Here is a 20,362-nt window from a genome sequence, read left to right on the forward strand (position 1 = left end):
CGTTCGGCACCGGGCGTTACCGGTGCTCGGTGCCGACACGATCAGCGGGATTTTTGCGTTGTCGCTGCCATGACATATTCGGGCGGGACGATTCCGGTCCGTTCCCACCAACGCTCGGCGAGGCGCTTGCGAGAGTTGTCCGTTCTGAGCCAGTTCTGGCGAACCTTGCCGTAATCGCGATGCTCCGGGTCATATCCTCGCAAGGTGATGAGGAAATGCACGTGCGGTGCGATTTCCGGCTGCTCATCGCTTTCCGCTTGGTAATGGATCGCCCAGTCCACGACCATGCCGCGGGCCACGAGATAATCCTCGGCAAAGCCTTCGATCAGATTGCGCCAGAAGGCGAGGTCCTCATGGCGCGGCAGGCTGCCAACGCAATGCGCGATTGTCGGCTCGTCGGGCCGATACCGGACCGCATTCTCATCCGCTTGTGCCCACAGCGCGATTCCCCCCAGCTTGGGGCCAGCAGCGCGGGCAGGAGCACATCGGCCCGCCGCCGCCAGGTCGGGGCGCGACGCCCAGTTCGGCGTCGGACCCCATTCATCAACGCTATTCTGGCGGTTGATGTAAGCGTAGCTCGCCTGCGCCGTGCGGTGCGTGCGCAAGAGTTCAGGCGTATATCGGCTTGAGCGTTCCCGGATTACATAGCGGGTGTTGAACGGTCGGATGTTGTGGATGGTCGTCATTTGGTACGTCTTTCTGTAAAGGACAAAGGGACCGCATCGCTGCGGTCCCCTTGCTGAGTTCATGTGTGATGGAGGGATGGCGAGAGGGCGCCGCAGCGGCTGCTGTGCGCCGATTCACCGGATGTTTAAAGCTGGTCGCTAGACCGTGCCCTGACGGGCATGAAAGCGGCCCATCGCATGCGAAGCGTTGTGCATATGCACGCTCGCAGGCCTCGCTGCTCGCGCGACCCGAGCAGCGAGGCCATTTTTTCATCGATAGTGAGTTTACGCGTTAGGCGCGCTCAGGCGTGGAACAGCCCGTCCTCGAAGCTCACCCACCGCGCGGTCTCGTCGCCCGCAGCAAGCCGTTGTCGATAGTCGCGATAATGATGCGCAAACGAGTCTGCGCGGCGGATTGGGCGTGAGTTCCCGATATCGGCGAGCGCGGCTGTCAGATACTCGCTGGCATCGATCCAGTTGCGCAGGGCCAGCATCGTCTCGAAGAAAGGTTCCGGTCGCGCGCTGCGGAACGCCTCGACATGCGCCCACAGCATTAAGCGTGCGGTCGCGACGCGCAGCGCATGGTCTTCGGCTGCCGCCGGCGCGGAGCGCGACCAGGCAAGCTCAATGTCCGCATCGCCGATCTCGGGCATCGGGATCGAGAAACGACGGCACGCTGTTCGCTCATCGAACCCACGGTCACCCATTGCGGCGGGATCGATAGCCGTATCGCCAAAGCAAAGTTCTGCAAGAGCCGGCTCGACGAAGAAGCGCCGGCTCATCGCGTCCATCGCCAGCGTCATGCGATCAGCGGTGGACACGATCTGGACCGCGCCCGGCAACAGGGTCTTGTCGAGCAAGTGCGGCAATGGGATTTCCGACTTGCGCGCGTCGGAGACGCAGATCGTGTTGATCCAGTGATGACCATCATCTTGATCGACCATCGTCAGGACCGCCGCCGCAACCGGCCTGCGTGCCAGCGCCGGATGCTCGTCTGGTATGTCGTTGACGGGAATGCATGCCAGACCGATCACCTGCAGGCATTTGGGAAGTTGATACTCGTTCACGATATTCTCCTTTCGGAGGATCAGGGATCCGAGACAGAACTCCTGCCTCTTTTCCTTTCACCCTGTTCCTCGCTTCCCGCGTCAGCGTCTCCACCGCTCGGCGGGCGCGCAGCCGCGTCCCGCTTTTCCATCCGGCGGACATGCGAGGTCGTTCTGCGGCTGCGCCGCAGGGGTGGTCGTCATTTATGGGTGGCAGGTTTTCTGGCAGCCGGTGATCGGCGGCGGCGACCGCCGGTTAGTCGCTTCCCCATAGACTGGTACATGACTAGAAGACCGACGTTACGCCTGTCGTGTCGACGAAACGTACTATGGGGATCAATCCGATCCGCGGCTTGCTTCTTCAGCGACTTCGGCCAAGGCTTCGCGCTCGTCACAGGCGATGACCGGATCACGCCCTCGTCCCCACGTGTATTCCTTGAGCACTTTGCAGAAGCAGCGGATGTCGGTGTCGAACAGCCACATCGCAGCCCGGCACGAGGTGCAAGCGGGATCGGGCGTCAACGTCACACCGGATGCCGGATGGCTGAGTACTGGGCTGACATGATCATCATTTCGCCGCAGGGTTTGGAACTGGCTTGGCTGGAAAATATCGTTGGTCGGCACTGCAATTCTCCTTGGTCAACGGTAAATTCGGTCATCGCGACCAATCAGGCGGCGACTGCCCTCGTGCCTGTTGCATGGCGGTTCTCGGCTCACCTGGCTTGATCGGCCCCGACCCGCGATCGGCATCGGTGTATTTATGCGGACCCGCGCGGGCGACGCTTGGGTCACGTTCGCGGTATTCTCCGGGATCCCAGTCCCAGCGGGCCAGCCGCTGTGCGACGAGCGCCCGGACCCGGCGACGCAGGCGCATATGCAGCCGATATCCATCCGAAGCATTGACCGGGGATGGTGCTACGTCGCGGTCGATGGTGCTCGCCCTGTCGGCCTCGGGGCTTGGGTCCGCAGTATGGGATGCAACATTTTGTCCGCGACCTGCAGCAGCATCGATGGCCGCGTACCAGCGCTCAGCACGCCGCGAACGCTTGCGCACCGGTTCGGGCTGCGCGATCGGCCGTGCTTGAACGGGGATCCCGAGTTCGGCGCCGAGCCGTTGAGCTTGGCGAATAAAGTCCTTGCCGCCAAACGCAGCGACATCTCCATGACGATCCCTTGCCACCAACAGCGCAGCCCGAAGGGTCGCATCGGAAGTATTTTGGAGCCAGATGCGGTTTCCGCGCTCGACGAATGCAGGTTGCCCAAGACCCTCTTCGATGGACCAATATTGGATCGCATTTCCCACTTCGACGGACCGATAGCCTCGCAATTCGCGCCGGCCCGGTTGGCTTGGCGCCCAGCCCAGGTCAAACGACGCATCGTTTCCCTCGAGCGATGGGAGGTCGATAGCCGCGGGATCCGGAAATTCGTCGATTTCAGCGCGCAATTGGCGCAGTGCAGTGATCCGGGCATCATATTGCGCTCGAACGTCGGCGATCCGAGATTTGAACATTGATGAGACCGCTGACTGAAGCGCGCCAACCCCGATGACCGCAGGGTCGGCCTCAAGCGCTGCAACCTCGGCGCGGCAAATCCGACGCTCAGCTTCCAGCATCGTCACCGCGGCCAATTTTTCCGCCATTAGCCGAGCGATGCGTTCTTGGATAATACCACAAGCGTCGGCGCGATGCTGGTCGCGTGTCGCCCAGGCTCCCGCCCTTTCCGGGTCGATGATGCGTGGAATGAACGGATGCTCCGGCGGTTCGGGCGCCGTCCAGGGGCCCCATTTCTTGATCAGCTTCGGCATGCTCAGCTTTCGGTCCACGACCGACATCTTGACGTGATGAAGGCCGTCCGCGCTTCGTAACTCACCGCCCGACCCAGTCTGGATCGCCATCACGCCGTGCTCGGCAAGTGCCGTCTGGGCATCGCTCCAGTTCCGGGCGGCATGCAGAAGTGGTGCGAGTTGCTTTTGGGCAAATCGCGTAAATGACTCGACGCCGCTTTCTTCCTCCCATTGCAGGGTTTTGAGCGAGGGCGAGGGATGCTTCGCTTTATCGGTCTTGGTTTCGATAGGCTCAACCCGGCGAACGTTGTGGGCATCGGCTACATAGCGAGCCCCTGGTTCCGATCTCAGTCCAAGCTCATATTCCAACCGGGCACACGCCCGCTGCATCGCTTCATGCGACAAACCTCCAGGACCAAAGGGAGTCGCTCGCCCTTCCTGGTCGAGCGTTAGGACCAGCAGATGCGGATGCAGATTGTCCGTGTCGCCATGCAGGGCCCACAGGATCAGCGCGTCTGTGCAATCGAGCTCTTCGGCCAACACCATCGCAATCCGGCTGCAGGAGTTGCCATCAAGTATTTCATCGCCATGCACCGACGCGATCACATGTCGCGCCGGCTTCTTCGACCGCGAAGAGCGCAGCGCGAGGCGACGTTCCATTTCATCGCGAGCGGCGGCCCAATCCATGTTTTGCCCTTGGGTGAGGCCGCCAAGGTCGATGACGCGTTCTTCCGGTGCGCCGGGCGACTTGTCGGTCAACAGATAATGGGCAAGATCCAGACCAAATTCGTGAGCCTGGCCATCGCGCTTGGCGATTTCCATATAGCGGGCGAGCGACCGCGCATGGCGGGATCCCGCCCCGCCCTTTTCTTTCGCCGGTTTTTCGACAATGACCATCATCGGGAGATGGAGGCGCCGTAGGGCGGCGCCAATCTAATCTTCCGTAACAATCGCCTACGGCGTAAGACTGCTGCTAACGTGGCCCAATTTGCCATGGCTGCAAGAAGCGAAGCGCCGAGCAGCCGTGGCGTCGGCTTCACCTCTCAGGTGAAGCCCCATCCTGTGTCAAATAAATGAACCGGTATTACGCTGCGCGTCAAAGCGCAATCGCACCTAATCAGCTGGAACGCGACGTGATCGTGGGGGTCATGTCCAAACATGACATAACATAACAAAGCAGTGCAATGATCCGGCAGGAGGCTCGTATGGTCAGCGACGGCATAAGCTTGCTGACACCGGGTTCGATCAACCCATCGACATCACCACGTCAGTAGTCAGGTTCCGGCATGCGAGCGGCTTTGAGGCGATCTTCAGTGCCGCGTATTCGGGCGATGCGTTTTAGCCAAGGGGTGATGTCTTTCGCTCCCAAATAGGCGTCGGCATCGTCGACACCATCGAAACCGAGCGCCTTGGCATAGGCCTCGCTAATGTCCCCATATTTGGTGGAGTGTCGACTTTCTACGATGCCCCGGGGCGTCGCCTCGGCGCGTTCGAACTTCCTCACCGAGCTGATGCTGATCCCGACCGCCTGTGCAACATCGGCCATTGAACGTTTTCCGATCCAGCGCGCAAGATAGCAGCGATAATTGCGCCATCCCCCCGGCGCGTCGCCTAGACCGGCTTCTTGAGGCAAATGTTTGCCCAACACCTCCTCACGCAAAAGAATATCGCGAAATGCGCGTGACATTTTGCGTTGGCCACTTTCGATCCTCGAGATTGTCTCCCGGCTGTAGCCAGTCCGTCGTGCGAGCTTAGCCTGTGTCAAATTGCACGCTTTCCGGGCCTTTCGTAATTCAGTCTCGGGTTCGAACAGTCGCATTGAGTATAACTTTCTCTAAAATTCCGCATGCCGATGAGACCGCAGATTAATCCTGAATAAAAAAATATGTGACATTTTGCATTTTAGTCAATGCCGCCAGACTAAAATGCAGGAATGAACACATCATCGCCCCTACCAAAGCCCGCAAGCGCGGCGCTATCCGATGGACGAACGACGTTACCTCAAGGCAAGCGTACATTGTTTGATGCCGCGGCCATCGAGACGGTGGTCAATGCTCAGCGCGAGGCAGACGTCCAAGATCCTCCCCAGCGGCGCGTCCCCCTTATGGGCGTCATTCGAACGGCAGCGCCGTTAATCCTTATTCGCCGTGCCAACGGCTGGACCGACGCGCAAATCGTCGAATTCCTGCATGAGCTTGGCGTTGCAATCTCGGCAGAGACTTTGCGGGTGTACCTCAGCCGCCTGCGCCGCGAAAATCCGGAAGAACCATCCATGGAGATGGACCAGATCGCGGAGCCGGCTGACGAAATGGATCCGCATGCCGCGGCAGCCCCGTCCGATCCCGCGCCGCCAGATAAACCGCCTGAGATCGTCGAACCACCGTCTGCCCAGGATGAAGCCATCCTGACGCCGCCCCAAACTTCATCAGCGTCCAAGGCCAAGACGATTGAGACCCCGTTCAAGCCGGGCATCGATCTCGATGAAGAAATCTGATCCGAAACGAAGGAGAAATGCAAATGACGACCAGAGGCATAAGACGCCGCATTGCAGTCATCGGCGCCAAAGATAAGGGGGGCGCAGGCCTGAGCACGACGGAGACCGCGCTCGCGACCGTTTTGCGGGCCACTGGCGAAGGTCATTTCCGTGTCCAGATCGTCGACGCCGACAAGGCCAATGGCTCTCTGACTCAGCGTTTGGGCGAGCGCGATGACTCCGGCAAACTGCTCGCTGAGCAGGATCCCTATAAGGGGATTATCAAGGCTGATCTGTTCGATCGCGACGGTGCCCGCCCAATCTTTCACGCGATAGAATCAGATGCCGAATTTGTAATCATCGATACGCCGTCAGGGTCGCTCGATCGCTTCGGATCCCTGTCTGAATCGCTGACGGCCCGCGATCTTGTCGATCATATTCGTCACAATGATCGCGAGCCGATCGTTCTTGTCCCGTTTGGACCGACCGTTGCTGCTATCCGCGGCGTTGGCAAGGCGATCGATACCTTCGGCGAGGTGTCCTATGTCGGGGCGCGCTATATGGCGGGAGTGCGCGATGACGACTATCGGCTCTGGTCGTCCGATCCTCTCATCAATTTTTATGGCCGCACGGTCGGCGGCAACGTCCGTCGTAAGTTCGAAGAAGCAGGCGGTCAGGTTATCGACATGCCACCCGCCCCCATGCGGCCGTTCGCGCTGGCGGAAGCGCTGAGCCTGACATTTGCCCAGTCCGCGACTCATGTCGGAGGCGATTATGAACAATATGACCGGCTCAACATGGCATCATGGCTCAGCAAATGGGTTCGCGAGTTCCAGAAGATCGAAGACCTGCTGGGCCTCGAAGGCATCGAATGGAGGCCTTTCTGATGAAAAAGCCCCATATCGATCTGCAAACTCGGTCCTCTACCTCGGCGCGAGAGCTGCTCGAGAAATATCTGTACGGCAGCGGCGACGTCGAACTGATCCTGCGCTTCGCCGAAGAACACAACCTTGAAAAGGACAATCTCGTCTGGCTGTTGACAGGCATATTGAAGGTCGGGAGCAACCTCGTGAACGATCTGCTGAGGGCTACCCAATACACGGGAGAGGTAATTGCAGTCGCGGAAACGCAGCGGCGGACGAGTATGCAGGACGCTGAAGAATTGGCGGGTCGACTGGTAGCTCAGATTTCTACCGCCGCCAGTCAGAGCGCCGGACAACTCGACATGCGGATTGCAAAAATTGAGCGGCTGGGGCGCGACGTCAGCCAACTTGCCGCCCACTTTGCGTCGGCGCACGGGGAATTCAAGTACACGCGTGATTCATTCCAAAAATTCATCGAAACGGAAATGCGCGTATGGGCCATAGAGTTTCTCGCAAGAGCCCGCGAGCAGCTCAATCCGCAGCCCTGGAGGCTTTATACCATTAGCGCAGTCCAGACTGCGCTGATCATCGGCCTGTTAATTTGGCGATGATACTGATTGCCCACCTTGTCGCCGTGAAAAACCGTGCGCCCCAAGCCTCGGCGCATGTCGATCTGCCACCCTCAAAAAATTAACGGCGCGGTCATGTGCCATTGGAGCCTAACGCAATGAAAATGTGGTATAGACATGAGGGCAGGAGCAAAGCGTCCAAGCTCGCACTTGAAATACTTGAATATGTGAATGAGCATTTGAGGGGTTTCGAGTGGCGTCCCCGAATTACATCGATCGGTATAAGGGCAGACTGCGGTGATATTTATGACTTCGAGGTCGAGCTTGAATTCTCCCCGGGCGCATTTGTCGTTGTTCGATATGGCGATTGCGACGACACAGAACGAGGAGGGATATGCACCGACAGCGATGCGATCGGTCAGGCTATATTCGCCGTGTTTGAGGACCTTCGCAACAGAGGGATAAGTGCACTCTCCGCGATGCTTTATGACGCCCGCCATGAGGCACTGAAGACGCTTTCGACTTGGTCAGGAGGCGCAACGCATGCCGAACTGGTAAAACCGCGGCTGTTGAGAGACGAATGGTGCGGAAGACAAGAATACCTGTCAGATTTAGAATTTCGAGTGCTTGATAATAAACTCAGCCCTTCTGAACTCAATATTGTTGCAGACCATCCAAGTTTGCTGAACGCGAAGCTCAAAACGCACAGAGAACTTATGGACTTAAGATTCGCCAGGAAAACCGAACTGGCGCGCCAAGGAGCGGACGGGTCGATTGACCAAATCGCAATCAATGCTATCGCGCAGCGATGTGATATCGCTGACGGAATAAGGTGGGTCGCCAATCGGACTGTTGAAGCACGTCATCCTGATTTGTACTTGTATGTCCGAGACGGACACATTGGCTGCGAAGGTTACGACGCGCAAAATTCCAATTTTCACTGGAATGGTAGCTCGCTCACGTTGTGGAATTGCACCCTTCCCGAGATCGCGATCAGCCAATTGGCGGGTCAGCCGATAACTCGCTTGATCGAGCATCCCATACTGTCCAGCGACATGATCATCACTGAAGCCAGTTCGATAGAAATTGGCGATCAACAGGCCATCCAGGTAAATTTCGACCAGCCGAAGCGACTATTTTGCAAAGTGTCCGGTCGTTCATGGTGAACATTTATATGGAAGGTTCCTACATCCAGTTTAGCATTATCCCAACAAGATCGCTGCCTTGCCGGGTGATATAGATTTCGCTTTCGACTTGTTCTGAACAGCTTCCTTGCCGAGACATCCCTCCGGAGAAAGCTGTCATGTCCTACGCGAATACAGAAGCTCCGTCATCGCGCGGACACGCTCAATTGGCCGTCGGCTCGACGACATGATAGACCACGCTCAACGGCCAGCTTGCATCTTCCCCGCGACGAGCGATCACCGAGCCAGGCCGCCCGCTCCGACGATGACCGACAACAAATGGCTTGTCAGCGCAGACGCGCCCTTTCGGTAGGCGATTTCACCCCAATCATCCCAACGGTGCACCCGCCCGGCGAGCCAGGCGAAGAGATCATCGCGCGAATTTGCATCGGCGAAGGACTGCGACCACGCGATATTGCGCGTCGGCATCCGCGCGCCAACCTTAAGTCCGGTCAACGTCACCAGGTATCGCCTTCCCAGATTTTCGCGCGCGAACAGATGGCGACGAAACCCAACCTGCTGCTCAAAAGTGTTTAGTGCCCGCTCCCGTGCCTCGGCGTCGGGCCCCGCGCTCGCACTTACCGCGGCAACAACCGCCGCCATTGGCAAGCGCTCGAATTCCGGCTCGCGCGTGGCCTGCAGCATCATGAGGACGGACCTGCCCAATGAGCTCAGCCCCCCACCGAAGAGGTCCCTCCCCGCCGATGTCTCGACCATACCGATGCTGGCGAGCCAGCACAGATGGAATCGCCAGAACATCATGTCCCCGCCGAAAACGTCGTGGTTGCTCTCCGTGCCAAACCAGCGCGCATCGATCGCGGTCATGACCCTCAGCATCAGTTCATGCTGTTCGGGTGCGAAGTGGACCGGCGGGAATCCAAGTTCTCCCTCCCAGAAGGCGTCCCTGACGCTCGCCCAATTTCGCCCAGAGGCATCCTCGTAGCCGCGCGGATTGGCTCGAAGCCACCAGCCCCATGGGAGTTCGCCGACGTGACGCTCAAAGTCAGCCACGGCCACCCCCGCGACGAGGGTCGAGGCCGAGCGGCGGCGGCGCGCCATCGCGCGCGGGCGCCGCGTCTCCTTCAGCGATTGCTCGCAGCTGAGCTGCGAGGGCGACCGTTTCCCTGACAACATATGCGTCGTCGCGATATATCCGTCCAAGCTCCGAGGACTTCGATCCGGAGGAATTCGGCCTAGCGTTTGGAATAAGATCGTAGGCATGATCGCAACTGAAGCCGAACCACCACGCATGCGAATCTTCGACCCGGTGGTCGGTTGCGTGTTCTACCGGATGGTAGACCGCCGGTCGTAATGTCACATGGCAGATGCGGCGCGCCTCGACGGCTAACCGACGCGTCGGACTCGGCCCTTCTTCGCATAGTCTTGAATAAGTCAAACCGCCATGCACATCGATCCCGATGTCCGGCGGAACTGCGTTTGCATCCCAGCCCCAGAGAGGGTGATCCTTGGGAATGCCGACATATCCGCAGAGAAAGCCATTGTCCGTGTTACGCAACATGATGCAGTCATAGCCACTCGCCCCGTCGCGCCAGCTGATCTTGTCCGCCTCTCCGAGCCACGGACCCTTGCCATCGGGCCGCGCCGCCTGATCGTAGAATATTTCTTCCGCGGGAACGACGCACGCGCGGGTCGCATAAGCGCGACCGGTTACGAGAACGACGCCGCCCTCTCGCATGACATCGCCTCCGTCGCCGATCAGCTTCGCCAGAGCGAGGTCGGAGCCGAGGATCGGCAGCAGTGTGCCGTCCGTGGCCGGCGCAACGGCAACCGTGGCTGCCTTTCGCATCACGGACGTCTTGCGCTGCCCAGCGGGCACTAGCGCCTTGGACTTGGTGGTTTTAGCCATTTCTTCTCTCCAGCTTAATCTGCGGCACGGATGCTGATCGCTTCCGGCTACGCGTCATGGTGCTGCCCCCGGGGCGGTCTCCGAGTGCGTATCATTTTCGCATGTCGGCCAAGCGATGATCGGTCCGAGACCCCAGGTTTCGCTGCCGAGTGGACTGCCCAGATGCGAGGGTGGGGAATGGTATCCCGACGGTGGTTCATGCGATGCCATCAGTAAGATTCGTAGTTACGTTATCGTTCGCTATATCAGACAACGACTAGAGTCAATCGGTCGGACGAAGTCGTTCGTTTGACCGAACGCTCTTTGATTCCTATGGCGTTGCTCTCATGTTAGGTTGTGTCGAGGGAGGTCATGGACATGTCGTTGGCGATGAGGCTGCAGAACCTTCGCACGGCAAAGCGGCAATCGCTTCAAACAGTGGCTGACGCCATCGGTGCGTCGAAGGCGCATATCTGGGAGCTTGAGAAAGGCACCGCCAAGAATCCGTCGATCGAACTTGTCCGAAAGCTCGCCAATCACTTTGAGGTATCTATCGCAAGCCTTGTCGGGGAGAAGCCGGACGAAGATAGCGATGACGAGCATTTGCTCGTCATGTACCGTGATCTGAAATCTCTCGATCACCAAGATCGCTTGGTTCTTGGAGACATTATAAAGGGAATGCAGAACCGTCGGTCCGGGCGGTAGCGGAGCGGGCGCTCTTAGCACTGGTTCTAATGCCCTACCCATACCGTCGTGGTCGTCACCGGCGCCACGTCCGCAGCAAAGGAGTTCGGCGCGGTCGGCGCTTTGGTCGATTCGGCTATTGCCGGTTCTGTCAGCCGGTCTTTGGGACGAATATTCGCATAGCGGACATTCGGCTCGATCGATCGAGGATGTTCAAGAAATTGGTAAGTTAACCGCGCTAGAATCCTTCCCATGAAATGGCTTTTTGTAATCGCACTCGCGCTGACCCCGCTTTCCGCGTCCGCGCAGGACATTAGTGGAACGGGCCGTGCAAAGGACGGCGACTCCCTCGACATGGCAGGGATTGCCGTCCGCTTACATGGCGTCGATGCCCCCGAGCTTTATCAGACATGTTCGCGGCAGGGTCAAAGCTGGGCATGTGGGAAAGAAGCGATGGCGAAATTGGGGCAATTGGTGAATGGTGCCGAATTGCGCTGTGAGCAGCGCGATGTTGATGACTATGACCGGATCGTCGCCAGCTGCACCGCGCGGCAGATAGATCTAGGCCAAGCCATGGTCGAAGCGGGCCTTGCAGTTGCGTTGCCTCAGTTTAGCGATCGCTATCTCGGCGCCGAGGCGCGCGCCAAGGCCCTCAAACTAGGCATCTGGAGTTCCGACTTCCAAAAGCCAGCGGACTATCGGGCCGCCAATCCCAGGGCACATCGGCCCAAGCCGCAGGCATCCGCCGTGCGTCAGCCTATTGCATCACCGGCGCCGTCCGGCGTCTATTACCGCAATTGCAATGCGGCATGGGCAGCGGGTGCTGCGCCGTTATACCGCGGTCAGCCGGGATATCGGCCAGAAATGGATGGCGACGGTGACGGGGTGGCTTGCGAGCCATTTCGGCGGCGCTGAGCATTTAGGCTGGGTTGAAAGGCCTTCATCCAAAGTTTCTGGCGCGGTGTTGCGACTTTGGGTAGGCCAACGACATGATGATGATCGGCACGAGAATCGAAGAGACGGGAACCTTGCTCCGCGACGCGGGCGGATTCTCGCTTCGCCGTGACCTTGGCGGTCGGTGGCGCCTCGACCTCCACCGCGTTCCGGTCGACCATATCGAAAAGCGTGTTCGCATTACCGGCATCGTGGTCGGTGAAGACCTGGTCGATGTCGACGGTGTGGCTCCCGAGAATATTGCTTCTTCGCCGCTGGCGGCCGGCGCGTAGCCCCACTGCACCACCTGCACCGCTAGAACAAATATTTGAGCGCCTGCCATGCCCCGACGAGGAATGAGCCACCCATCAACGCGGTCGCAATCCAGAATTCGATAGCGAGCGCCCGGTCGCGCCATTTGGTTCCGCGTACTTGCATAGGCTCGGCATGACAGCGCGAAATATTGTAGGAAAGCGATTAATCCACGCTTGGTGGCGACAAAATCCTACGGAATAGGCGACACCCCCCGAACTCACATTCAGGCGTGCGATACCGCCGACTCTGGCCGTTTTCGGTCAGGCCGCTTTCAGTCTGAACCGAAGAGAAGCGGACGTTCGCCGTGCGCCGGCTGGCCATGGGCGACTGCGGCTCGCACAAGCGATTCTCGATCTGGCGATTTCATCCGGGCGAAGATTTTGCGTTGCATATACCCCGTAGGTTGAGCAGCTCGCGCTCAACGTCGTCGGTCGAGCAACGACCAGCATACTCATTAGCTGAACGGCACATAAATTGTCGAAAACATTGAACCAACCAATAAAATCACTTAGTTCAATGGGTTATATAAAAATTATAGGCCTTCAAACTATTGAAACTATACCGACCGGCTATTGGACATCTCTCCCACGATGCTGGATGATCAGATACCATATATTGATTTCAAGAAGAGGACGGGTGCCGTGACTCCAGTCTATAATCAATCGTTTTTGAGCGTCGCGAGTGCGGCTTTCCTGCTATCGACACTTTCGGCTTGCGGCGGCGCATCAGGGGAAGGCGAGAAATCCGACAGTGCGGAACCGCGAACGCAAGCGGCCGTCGCTCGCGACCCCAATTATCCCGAGATCGATATCCCGCCCGTTTGGGATGCCAAAGGACAGCTGGTCCAACCAAAAGACTTTCGCGAGTTGGTCTTCCTCGGGGCGCCGCTGACACCGCACGGTCTTAACGGCGGGAAAGCGTCTTTTCCCGAGTTCCACAATGTCTACACGCAGCCAGCAGCCTTCAAGGCCTATCGGGCGACCGGCAAATGGCCTGAAGGCACCATGATGATCAAGGAACTACAGCTCGTCAGTGATCCGAAAGGCGAATTTCCTGACGGATCAACGACGGCACCATCCGGGCGAGGATATTTTCCCGGTCCGCCCAATGGCCTCGACGTTTCAGTCAAGGACAGCAAACGGTTCGCCGATTCAAATGGCTGGGGCTATTTCAACTTCAATCATTCCGCTCCGCCCTATCTGGCCACGGCAGCGCTCAAATCCGTCGACGAATGCGCGGGGTGCCACATCGCCAATGCAGAAGACATGGTCTACATCAAATTCTACAAGCCCATACTCGATCCGCTACCGCTCCCCCGCGGTTGACATGACGCTGCTGCAGCCATCGGCGTCTGCGGCGCGACAGGCGATGCAAGAGCAGCGGCCATGCTCAGTGCTCATAGGAACGACGATTTGCTGACCGGGAAGACCATTGCGGTCATCTGCGCCGTCGCGCTGTTCACCACAGCCTGCGGCAAAAAGAGCGATGCGGGTGCGCCCGACGATACTTACGCGTCGCTGGTCAACAAAGATGGGACGATCTCCTTTCCCGCAGACTTCCCCGAGAGTTACATGTTCATTGGCACCTGGTCGGTCACGGCGCCCTCGGGAGAGGCAGAAATTCATTCCGTCTATTCCCGACCGGCGGATGTTGACGCCTTTCGGAGCGCGGGGAAATTTCCTGACGGCGCAGTCTTGATCAAGGAAGTCACAATTGCGAAGAGCGCCGACCTCGTCACAGGCCGCGCATCCTGGGCCGGTGATCGCAAGATTTGGTTCCTCATGGTGAAGGATCGCAAGGGACGGTTCGCGGGCAACCCCCTCTGGGGTGACGGGTGGGGCTGGGCGCAATTCGACCCGACCGACACCAAGAAGCAAACGGCGACGAATTACCAAACCGACTGCAAATCATGCCACATTCCGGCCAAGTCATCCGAATGGGTTTACACCTATGCCTACCCAGCGCTGGGTGAGAAAGGCCAAGTCGGCCTGCCGGTGAATTCACATAGAGGTAACCCGCCCGGGATAGTTCCCGCCGTCGCAACGCAGGCCATGACGAGCGGCGTGGCTTCAGGCAAGATGGCTTTCGACAAGACTTGCAGGGCATGCCACTCCATAAACCCTGGTGGTGCCGGCATCGGACCAACGCTGGCTGGCGTCGTCGGCCGCAAGGCGGGCACCGTGCCAAACTTTGATTATTCGGACCAGATACGGAATTCCGGCATAACCTGGACAGCCGACAATATTGACAAACATATCGAGGCGCCAAAATCCTTCATTCCCGGGAATCGCATGGGAAATCTCTTCCCCAACGGGATCAAGGATCCGGGTCAGCGCCGCGATATCATCGTCTATCTGAAAAGCGTCGCACAGTAGTCGACGGCGGCTTCCCGCTCGCGAGCGGCGGTAAGACGCATGAGCCACTGAAGGTGGCTAGTCAGATTGATGCTTGAGGCACAAAACAACTCAACGGACTATTCAGCCAAGGGCGATTTTTTGCCAAGGCCCGAATGTCCTCAATCAAAGGAATGACACATGGCCAAACGTGATGCGGTTTTCCCCGCAAACCGACATGCTCTCTACGAAGAGCATGGATATTCCGCAGCGATCCGGTCGGATCGTTTGCTTTTCGTATCCGGCCAGGTCGGAAGTCGTGAAGACGGTTCGCCGGAACCAGAGTTCGCGGAGCAGGTTCGGCTGGCCTTCGCAAATCTGGAAGCGACCCTGCTGGCTGCGGGATGCGGATTTGACGACATCGTCGATCTAACGACTTTCCATACCGATCCCGAAAATCAGTTCGAAACGATTATGGCCGTGAAGAGCAAGATCTTCACTGAAGCGCCTTATCCGAACTGGACAGCACTTGGTGTGAACTGGCTGGCCGGATTCGATTTCGAGATCAAGGTAATCGCCCGCATTCCAGACTGACCGCAACCCGTGCTAGGCCAGTAAAATCCGAAACGAAAGAAAGTCGCGTCATCGCTGATTTCCTCGGAGCTGGCCTTTGGGGCCTGTTTACAGCCAGCGGCCTTTTGATCGGTGCCGTTGTCGCGGACCTGTTTTCAAACCGGCTGTCTCATCGCCTCATCGCGACCGTGATGGGGTTTGGCGGCGGCGTGCTTATCGCCATTGTCGCTGTCGAGCTTATGGGGAACGCAATCAAAACTGGCATGTCCGCCGCTGCGATCACAGCGTTGCTGGGAGGGGCGGCAATCTTCAGCGGCATCAACTGGTATCTCGCCACAAGCGGCGCGAAAAATAGGAAACGTTGCGGCGAATGCGTGAAGCAAACGACCGAAAATGAGCATGCCGGAAGCGGCGTCGCGATTGCTGTTGGGACGGTTCTTGACGGCATTCCCGAAGCACTCGTGATCGGCCTGTCTATGGTTGGCGGCGGGAAGATCGGGATGGGCGTCGTCGCCGGGTTTTTCCTCGCCAACATTCCTCAGGGACTCTCAAGCGCCTCGGGGATGAAGCTGGCTGGACGATCACGACGCTACATTTACGCGATCTGGGCGGGCATCCCGCTCCTGATAGGGCTCACAGCCGCCTTCGGGAATTTTGCTTTGGGATCAGTCTCAACCGACGCAACGACGGTCATTCTCTGTTTCGCTGCAGGCACGGTGCTGGCGATGCTCGCGGAAACCATGATCCCGGAAGCCTTCGATCACGCGCCGCCGATGATCGGTTTGATTACCGTGACGGGCTTTCTTTCGGCGTTTCTGCTGGTGCAACATCATGTTTGATATGCGGGGCGGGCTTGAATAGCAGATCTTACTGCAGCTTCATCCTTAGGTCAGGCCAGTTGGAAATACATCGCCGGCAGCGTAACTCGCTACGATAACAGCCTCAGGTGACGGCCCTTGGACCGCTGTAATATTGGAGATGGAAATTGGGACCGCATTCGGAGCGCAAGGAACAACGGCTTCTCCTGTTCTCCGCCACCGGCACCCTCGCCCTTTCCCTTGTTGGCATCGCTATTGGCCTGTTGAGCGGCGCAAAGTCGATCTTGTTCGACGGTGTGTACAGCCTTGCCGACGCAGGGCTTACGCTGGCCGCCTTTTTCGCCGCGCGGCTGATCGCGCGTGGCGCAGACCGCCGGTTCCAATATGGCTACTGGCACATCGAGCCGATGCTTGGGTTCGTCAACGGCAGCGTTCTGCTCCTCGCCTGCGCCTATGCATTGATTGACGGAGTAGACACCGTGATGATGGGAGGACGGAACGTGAGTTTCGGGCCCGGTATCGGATATGCCGGCGCGAGCGCGCTCATCGGCTTCGGGATGTATATTTATATCCGGCGCCGCGCTCGCGGCCTCGGGTCCTCGCTTCTGAATATCGACGCGGCCGCGTGGCTTTTCGGCGCACTTCTCAACGCCGGGCTGAGCGCCGCATTTGTCACCGCGGTCGTGCTCGAGGGAACGCAGGCGGAGAAGCTCTCGGCCTATTTCGATCCGGCAATCCTCATCCTCCTTGCAATCTTCCTGGCTCCGCTTCCCCTTCGGGCCTTGGCAGCGGCCGGTCGCGAGATACTGCAGATCGCGCCAGCCGATCTCGATGCGCAGGTCAGCAGCATCGCACGCGAAGTCGCGGCACGGCACGGCTTCGTCGAGCATCAATCCTATGTGACCCAGGTCGGCCGCGCAGGGTTTATCGAGATCGGCTTTGTCGGTGTCGCGGCATCGACCACGATGACGCTTGGCGAGCAGGACGCCATTCGTCAGGAATTTGCGGACGCGATGGGCGGGCTGCGCCCCGGATATTGGCTCACGATCGACTTCACGGCCGATCGCCGTTGGCTCTAAGCGCGAGCAACTCCGGGGCGGCTCACGGTAACGCGCAAACGGGCGCCCGCTGTTCGGCGGACGCCCGTTAGTTTCAGACGAGCATCTTTTCGCGCAGCAGCAAATCGAGGCCGCCGTCGGCATCGAGCGCCACCAGATCATCGTAAGCGGGGCTGCGACCCCACCTTGCGTGCCTGAAGCGTAGCGCCGAGTCTTCGCGCCCTGATCGGGCGGGAGTGCGCTGCTACTATGATAATCTCGGGTGATGATCCTGTGAGCAAGGGCGCGCAGCGGTTCGAGGTGTTCACGGGCGCTGGCAAGCGGCGCGAGTGGCCGCCAGAGGTGAAGGCGTCGATTGTCGCCGAGTGCTATTCGGGCCGTGAAGGTGTCAGTGCCGTTGCTCGCCGGCATGGGCTCGATCCTTCGCAGGTTTACGCATGGCGGAGGGATCTGCGGAAGCAACTCGAGGCGGCGGGCGTAGTTCTGCCGGCGACGGAGCCTGAAGTGCCATCATTTGTGCCTGCCATTGTCGAAGTGGCTCCTGCTGCTGAGCCTGTCTCGACAGCACGTCGTTCGAAGAAGCGACGGCGTTCGAAGGCGAGTGCGGTCGAGTTGGAGATTGACGGCGTGGCGGTAAAGATCAGCCGTGGCGCCGATGCGGGCGTGATTGCCGCGGTGATCGAAGCGCTCAAGGCAACACGATGATCGGACCCGGCGCTGGCGCGCGCGTGATGGTCGCGACGCGCCCGGTAGATTTCCGCAAAGGGCCAGATGCCTTGGCCGCGCTGGTCGGTGCCGAGTACGGTGGCGATCCCTATTCCGGCGTCATTTACGTGTTCCGGGCGAAGCGCAGTGATCGGGTGAAGCTGGTCTGGTGGGACGGCACCGGGCTGTGCCTGATGGCCAAGAAGCTCGAGTCTGGCGGGTTCAAGTGGCCGGCGATCCAGGATGGTGTGATGCGGCTGACCGCAGCCCAACTGGGTGCATTGCTCGAAGGTCTGGACTGGCGCCGGGTGCATGGCGGACGACGCCCGATCGCCCCGCAGATTGCCGGTTGACGGGGCCTCGCGCTGCTGATTCATTGCTCTCATGCTCATGGAAGCGGACCTTCCCAACGATGTCGAAGCGCTCCGCGCGCTCGTCCTTGAGCAGTCCCGCACACTGGCAACAGAACGCGCGGCAAGGGCCGATCTTGCGCTCGCCAAGGACGAGGCAGATGCAGAGATCGAGCGGCTGCAGTCGATCATCGATGCCTTCATGCGCCACCGTTTTGGGCGCAAGTCCGAGCAGCTCGATCCAGACCAGCTTCAGCTTGGCCTTGAGGATGTCGAGACGGCGCTGGGCCAGGCCCGCGCCGCACGCGAGGCGGTGACGGCGAAGGCTGGAGGTGACCGCCCGCGCAAGGCCAACCGCGGCGCTCTGCCGACGCATCTTGAGCGGATCGAGCAGATTGTCGACGTGGATGATCGGGCTTGCCCCTGCTGTGGCGGCGCACTCCATCAGATCAGCGAGGACGTGGCCGAGCGCCTCGATGTCGTGCCCACCACCTTCCGCGTGCTGGTCACGCGCCGCCCGCGTTATGGCTGCCGCTCTTGCGAGAGTGCGATCGTCCAGGCACCGGCGCCCGCGAGGATCGTCGAGGGTGGCATTCCGACCGAGGCGCTGATCGCGCAGGTGCTGGTCGCCAAGTACGCCGACCATGTTCCACTTTACCGCCAAGCTCAGATTTACGCCCGTCAGGATATCCAGCTCGACCGGTCCACCCTGGCCGATTGGGTTGGCCGGGCGGCATGGTACCTGCGCCCTTTGCGTGATCGCATCCTCGAAGAGTTGCGACGATCCCAGCGATTGTTCGCTGACGAGACGACCGCCCCGGTGCTCGATCCCGGGCGGGGTCGGACCAAGACCGGCCAGCTTTGGGCCTATGCCCGCGACGATCGACCATGGGGCGGCGATGATCCACCGCTGGTGGCCTACGTTTATGCTCCCGATCGCAAGAGTGAGCGCGCCGAAGCGCACCTGGGAAGCTATTCCGGCATCCTGCAGGTCGACGGTTACAGCGGCTATGCCGCGCTCGCTAGGCGTAGTCAGCAGCTCAGCCTCGCCTTCTGCTGGTCGCATGTTCGGCGCAAGTTCTACGAACTGGCCGATAGCTCGCCGGTCGCGACCGAGGTCCTACGCAGGATCGCCATGCTCTACGCGATCGAGAACGAGGTTCGCGGCACCTCCGCCGAACAGCGCCGCGCCATTCGCAACGAGCAGGCCCGCGTCATCGTCGATGACCTGCACGTCTATCTCGAGGCGCGGCTCCGTCAGATCAGTGCCAAGAGCAAACTCGCCGACGCCGTCCGCTACGCGCTGACCCGTTGGGCCGGACTGTCGCTGTTCCTGGATGATGGCCGTGTCGAGCTGGACTCCAACACCGTCGAGCGATCGATCCGGCCGCTGGCCCTCAATCGCAAGAATGCGCTCTTCGCAGGTTCCGACGAAGGCGGCGACAACTGGGCGGTGATCGCCACGCTCATTGAGAACTGCAAGATCTCGGGCGTGAACCCACACACCTGGTTGACCGAAACACTCGCCAAGCTGGCCAGCGGTCATCCTGCAAACGCAGTCGGCCAACTCATGCCGTGGATCAATATGACATGAGGACGGCGCTCACCCTATTGCGGCGGTTTCGCAGTAACACAGTAGCCACTTGCTTGATTTGTCCGTTGAGCTGGCAGTGTTTCCTTTGTTCGCGTGTCTATGAAGACCTGCGTCAAGGGTGCTTCCACACTTCCAGTTTGAGTGATCCAGATTTTTCCTGAGGGAAGATCGCGGGAAACCAAGAAACGTAGGTAATTGTTACCATTAGAGCGAATCGACGGGCCAGATTTCTCAACCTGAACCGCTGCGTGGGCAGGCAGTATCAGGACTTGACGGTCGCTCGTAATTGTATTTTCGCCGAGGGCGATATTAAAGTTCACAACCTCAAGTGCTTCAGTGACCGTAACGCAATGATAATTTCTTGGCCAAGATGGCTCTTGAACGATTCCCATTGGCATTGCGACCTGCGCAGCAATTAGAACTGCGACAACCATGTTGAATCCCTTCGGACGTTCCGCTGGATAACCAGCGCGTTATCGCCTTAATAGCCGCCCTTCGGCGCGAGACAATGGCCAGGCCAGCGCAAGCAGCGAAAGAACCTTCATTGCCAGCTGTGGGAAGTGGACATCG

General features: G+C 59.3%; 24 protein-coding genes. 15 read left to right on the forward strand and 9 right to left on the reverse strand.

What is annotated here, in order from left to right:
- Window positions 1-41 precede the first annotated feature (41 nt).
- From A3E77_RS03255 to A3E77_RS03275, 5 genes are all read right to left on the reverse strand, one after another.
- Window positions 42-686: a MobA/MobL family protein gene (locus A3E77_RS03255; RefSeq protein WP_293643466.1), complete on the reverse strand. Its 645-nt coding sequence runs from the start codon at window positions 684-686 to the stop codon at window positions 42-44.
- A gap of 281 nt (window positions 687-967) precedes the next feature.
- Entirely contained in the window at window positions 968-1,732 is a 765-nt protein-coding gene (locus A3E77_RS03260; RefSeq protein ID WP_293643467.1) for a hypothetical protein, read from the reverse strand.
- Window positions 1,733-2,047: 315 nt separating this feature from the next.
- Entirely contained in the window at window positions 2,048-2,335 is a 288-nt protein-coding gene (locus A3E77_RS03265; protein WP_144036812.1) for a hypothetical protein, read from the reverse strand.
- A 31-nt stretch (window positions 2,336-2,366) separates the two neighbouring features.
- A complete protein-coding gene (locus tag A3E77_RS03270; RefSeq protein ID WP_293643468.1) occupies window positions 2,367-4,391 on the reverse strand; it encodes a relaxase/mobilization nuclease domain-containing protein in 2,025 nt (674 codons plus the stop codon).
- Between the two features lie 370 nt (window positions 4,392-4,761).
- Window positions 4,762-5,313 (reverse strand): helix-turn-helix domain-containing protein, encoded by a 552-nt coding sequence (locus A3E77_RS03275; RefSeq protein WP_082665166.1) that lies wholly within the window; start codon window positions 5,311-5,313, stop codon window positions 4,762-4,764.
- Between the two features lie 198 nt (window positions 5,314-5,511).
- Here A3E77_RS03275 and A3E77_RS03280 point away from each other — a divergent pair, with 198 nt between their 5' ends.
- The 4 genes from A3E77_RS03280 (at window position 5,512) to A3E77_RS03295 (ending at window position 8,565) form a co-directional block, all read left to right on the forward strand.
- Entirely contained in the window at window positions 5,512-5,988 is a 477-nt protein-coding gene (locus A3E77_RS03280) for a hypothetical protein (protein WP_058803333.1), read from the forward strand.
- A gap of 23 nt (window positions 5,989-6,011) precedes the next feature.
- Window positions 6,012-6,854, forward strand: a complete 843-nt coding sequence (locus A3E77_RS03285; RefSeq protein WP_095388652.1) for a hypothetical protein — start codon at window positions 6,012-6,014, stop codon at window positions 6,852-6,854.
- Window positions 6,854-7,441, forward strand: coding sequence for a hypothetical protein (locus A3E77_RS03290; RefSeq protein ID WP_141237203.1), 588 nt, complete (start codon window positions 6,854-6,856; stop codon window positions 7,439-7,441). The genes A3E77_RS03285 and A3E77_RS03290 overlap by 1 nt, the downstream gene beginning before the upstream one ends.
- 116 nt (window positions 7,442-7,557) lie before the next feature.
- Window positions 7,558-8,565, forward strand: a complete 1,008-nt coding sequence (locus tag A3E77_RS03295; protein ID WP_293643469.1) for a hypothetical protein — start codon at window positions 7,558-7,560, stop codon at window positions 8,563-8,565.
- 255 nt (window positions 8,566-8,820) lie between these two features.
- Here A3E77_RS03295 and A3E77_RS03300 read toward each other — a convergent pair whose 3' ends face one another.
- Entirely contained in the window at window positions 8,821-9,594 is a 774-nt protein-coding gene (locus A3E77_RS03300) for a hypothetical protein (protein ID WP_255247248.1), read from the reverse strand.
- Entirely contained in the window at window positions 9,587-10,450 is an 864-nt protein-coding gene (locus tag A3E77_RS03305) for a hypothetical protein (RefSeq protein ID WP_293643470.1), read from the reverse strand. Before A3E77_RS03305 ends, A3E77_RS03300 begins: the two co-directional genes overlap by 8 nt.
- Before the next feature lie 357 nt (window positions 10,451-10,807).
- Here A3E77_RS03305 and A3E77_RS03310 point away from each other — a divergent pair, with 357 nt between their 5' ends.
- The 3 genes from A3E77_RS03310 (at window position 10,808) to A3E77_RS03320 (ending at window position 12,339) form a co-directional block, all read left to right on the forward strand.
- The gene (locus A3E77_RS03310; protein WP_293643471.1) at window positions 10,808-11,134 is read left to right on the forward strand and encodes a helix-turn-helix domain-containing protein; all 327 of its coding nucleotides are present in this window, start codon (window positions 10,808-10,810) and stop codon (window positions 11,132-11,134) included.
- A 231-nt stretch (window positions 11,135-11,365) separates the two neighbouring features.
- The gene (locus tag A3E77_RS03315; RefSeq protein ID WP_003045064.1) at window positions 11,366-12,028 is read left to right on the forward strand and encodes a thermonuclease family protein; all 663 of its coding nucleotides are present in this window, start codon (window positions 11,366-11,368) and stop codon (window positions 12,026-12,028) included.
- Window positions 12,029-12,108: 80 nt separating this feature from the next.
- Window positions 12,109-12,339, forward strand: coding sequence for a DUF5818 domain-containing protein (locus A3E77_RS03320; protein WP_412072800.1), 231 nt, complete (start codon window positions 12,109-12,111; stop codon window positions 12,337-12,339).
- A gap of 22 nt (window positions 12,340-12,361) precedes the next feature.
- On the opposite strand, the gene A3E77_RS03325 is transcribed toward A3E77_RS03320, so the two are convergent.
- On the reverse strand, window positions 12,362-12,484 hold the full coding sequence (locus A3E77_RS03325) for a hypothetical protein (protein WP_268801421.1): 123 nt from the start codon (window positions 12,482-12,484) through the stop codon (window positions 12,362-12,364).
- 467 nt (window positions 12,485-12,951) lie between these two features.
- Between A3E77_RS03325 and A3E77_RS03330 the strand changes: the two genes are divergently transcribed.
- The 8 genes from A3E77_RS03330 to tnpC all read left to right on the forward strand — a co-directional run bounded on the left by A3E77_RS03330 (window position 12,952) and on the right by tnpC (window position 19,792).
- Window positions 12,952-13,686, forward strand: a complete 735-nt coding sequence (locus A3E77_RS03330) for a cytochrome P460 family protein (protein ID WP_081611190.1) — start codon at window positions 12,952-12,954, stop codon at window positions 13,684-13,686.
- Window positions 13,687-13,746: 60 nt separating this feature from the next.
- On the forward strand, window positions 13,747-14,736 hold the full coding sequence (locus A3E77_RS03335) for a cytochrome P460 family protein (RefSeq protein ID WP_003045056.1): 990 nt from the start codon (window positions 13,747-13,749) through the stop codon (window positions 14,734-14,736).
- Between the two features lie 159 nt (window positions 14,737-14,895).
- The gene (locus A3E77_RS03340) at window positions 14,896-15,288 is read left to right on the forward strand and encodes a RidA family protein (RefSeq protein WP_003045053.1); all 393 of its coding nucleotides are present in this window, start codon (window positions 14,896-14,898) and stop codon (window positions 15,286-15,288) included.
- Between the two features lie 104 nt (window positions 15,289-15,392).
- Entirely contained in the window at window positions 15,393-16,106 is a 714-nt protein-coding gene (locus tag A3E77_RS03345) for a ZIP family metal transporter (protein WP_003045050.1), read from the forward strand.
- A 146-nt stretch (window positions 16,107-16,252) separates the two neighbouring features.
- On the forward strand, window positions 16,253-17,164 hold the full coding sequence (locus A3E77_RS03350; RefSeq protein ID WP_003045047.1) for a cation diffusion facilitator family transporter: 912 nt from the start codon (window positions 16,253-16,255) through the stop codon (window positions 17,162-17,164).
- A 252-nt stretch (window positions 17,165-17,416) separates the two neighbouring features.
- Complete coding sequence (gene tnpA / locus A3E77_RS03355) at window positions 17,417-17,848, forward strand: IS66-like element accessory protein TnpA (RefSeq protein ID WP_293643472.1); 432 nt, start codon at window positions 17,417-17,419, stop codon at window positions 17,846-17,848.
- Window positions 17,845-18,201, forward strand: a complete 357-nt coding sequence (gene tnpB / locus A3E77_RS03360) for an IS66 family insertion sequence element accessory protein TnpB (RefSeq protein ID WP_293643473.1) — start codon at window positions 17,845-17,847, stop codon at window positions 18,199-18,201. The genes tnpA and tnpB overlap by 4 nt, the downstream gene beginning before the upstream one ends.
- Before the next feature lie 31 nt (window positions 18,202-18,232).
- Window positions 18,233-19,792 carry an IS66 family transposase gene (tnpC, locus tag A3E77_RS03365; RefSeq protein ID WP_293643474.1) on the forward strand — a complete coding sequence of 520 codons (1,560 nt, stop codon included), beginning with the start codon at window positions 18,233-18,235 and terminating at the stop codon, window positions 19,790-19,792.
- Between the two features lie 14 nt (window positions 19,793-19,806).
- Here the strand turns inward: tnpC and A3E77_RS03370 are convergent, their stop codons facing one another.
- Window positions 19,807-20,226 carry a hypothetical protein gene (locus tag A3E77_RS03370; protein ID WP_293643475.1) on the reverse strand — a complete coding sequence of 140 codons (420 nt, stop codon included), beginning with the start codon at window positions 20,224-20,226 and terminating at the stop codon, window positions 19,807-19,809.
- Between the last annotated feature and the right edge of the window lie 136 nt (window positions 20,227-20,362).

The organism is Sphingopyxis sp. RIFCSPHIGHO2_12_FULL_65_19 (assembly GCF_001830555.1).
GTDB lineage: Bacteria > Pseudomonadota > Alphaproteobacteria > Sphingomonadales > Sphingomonadaceae > Sphingopyxis.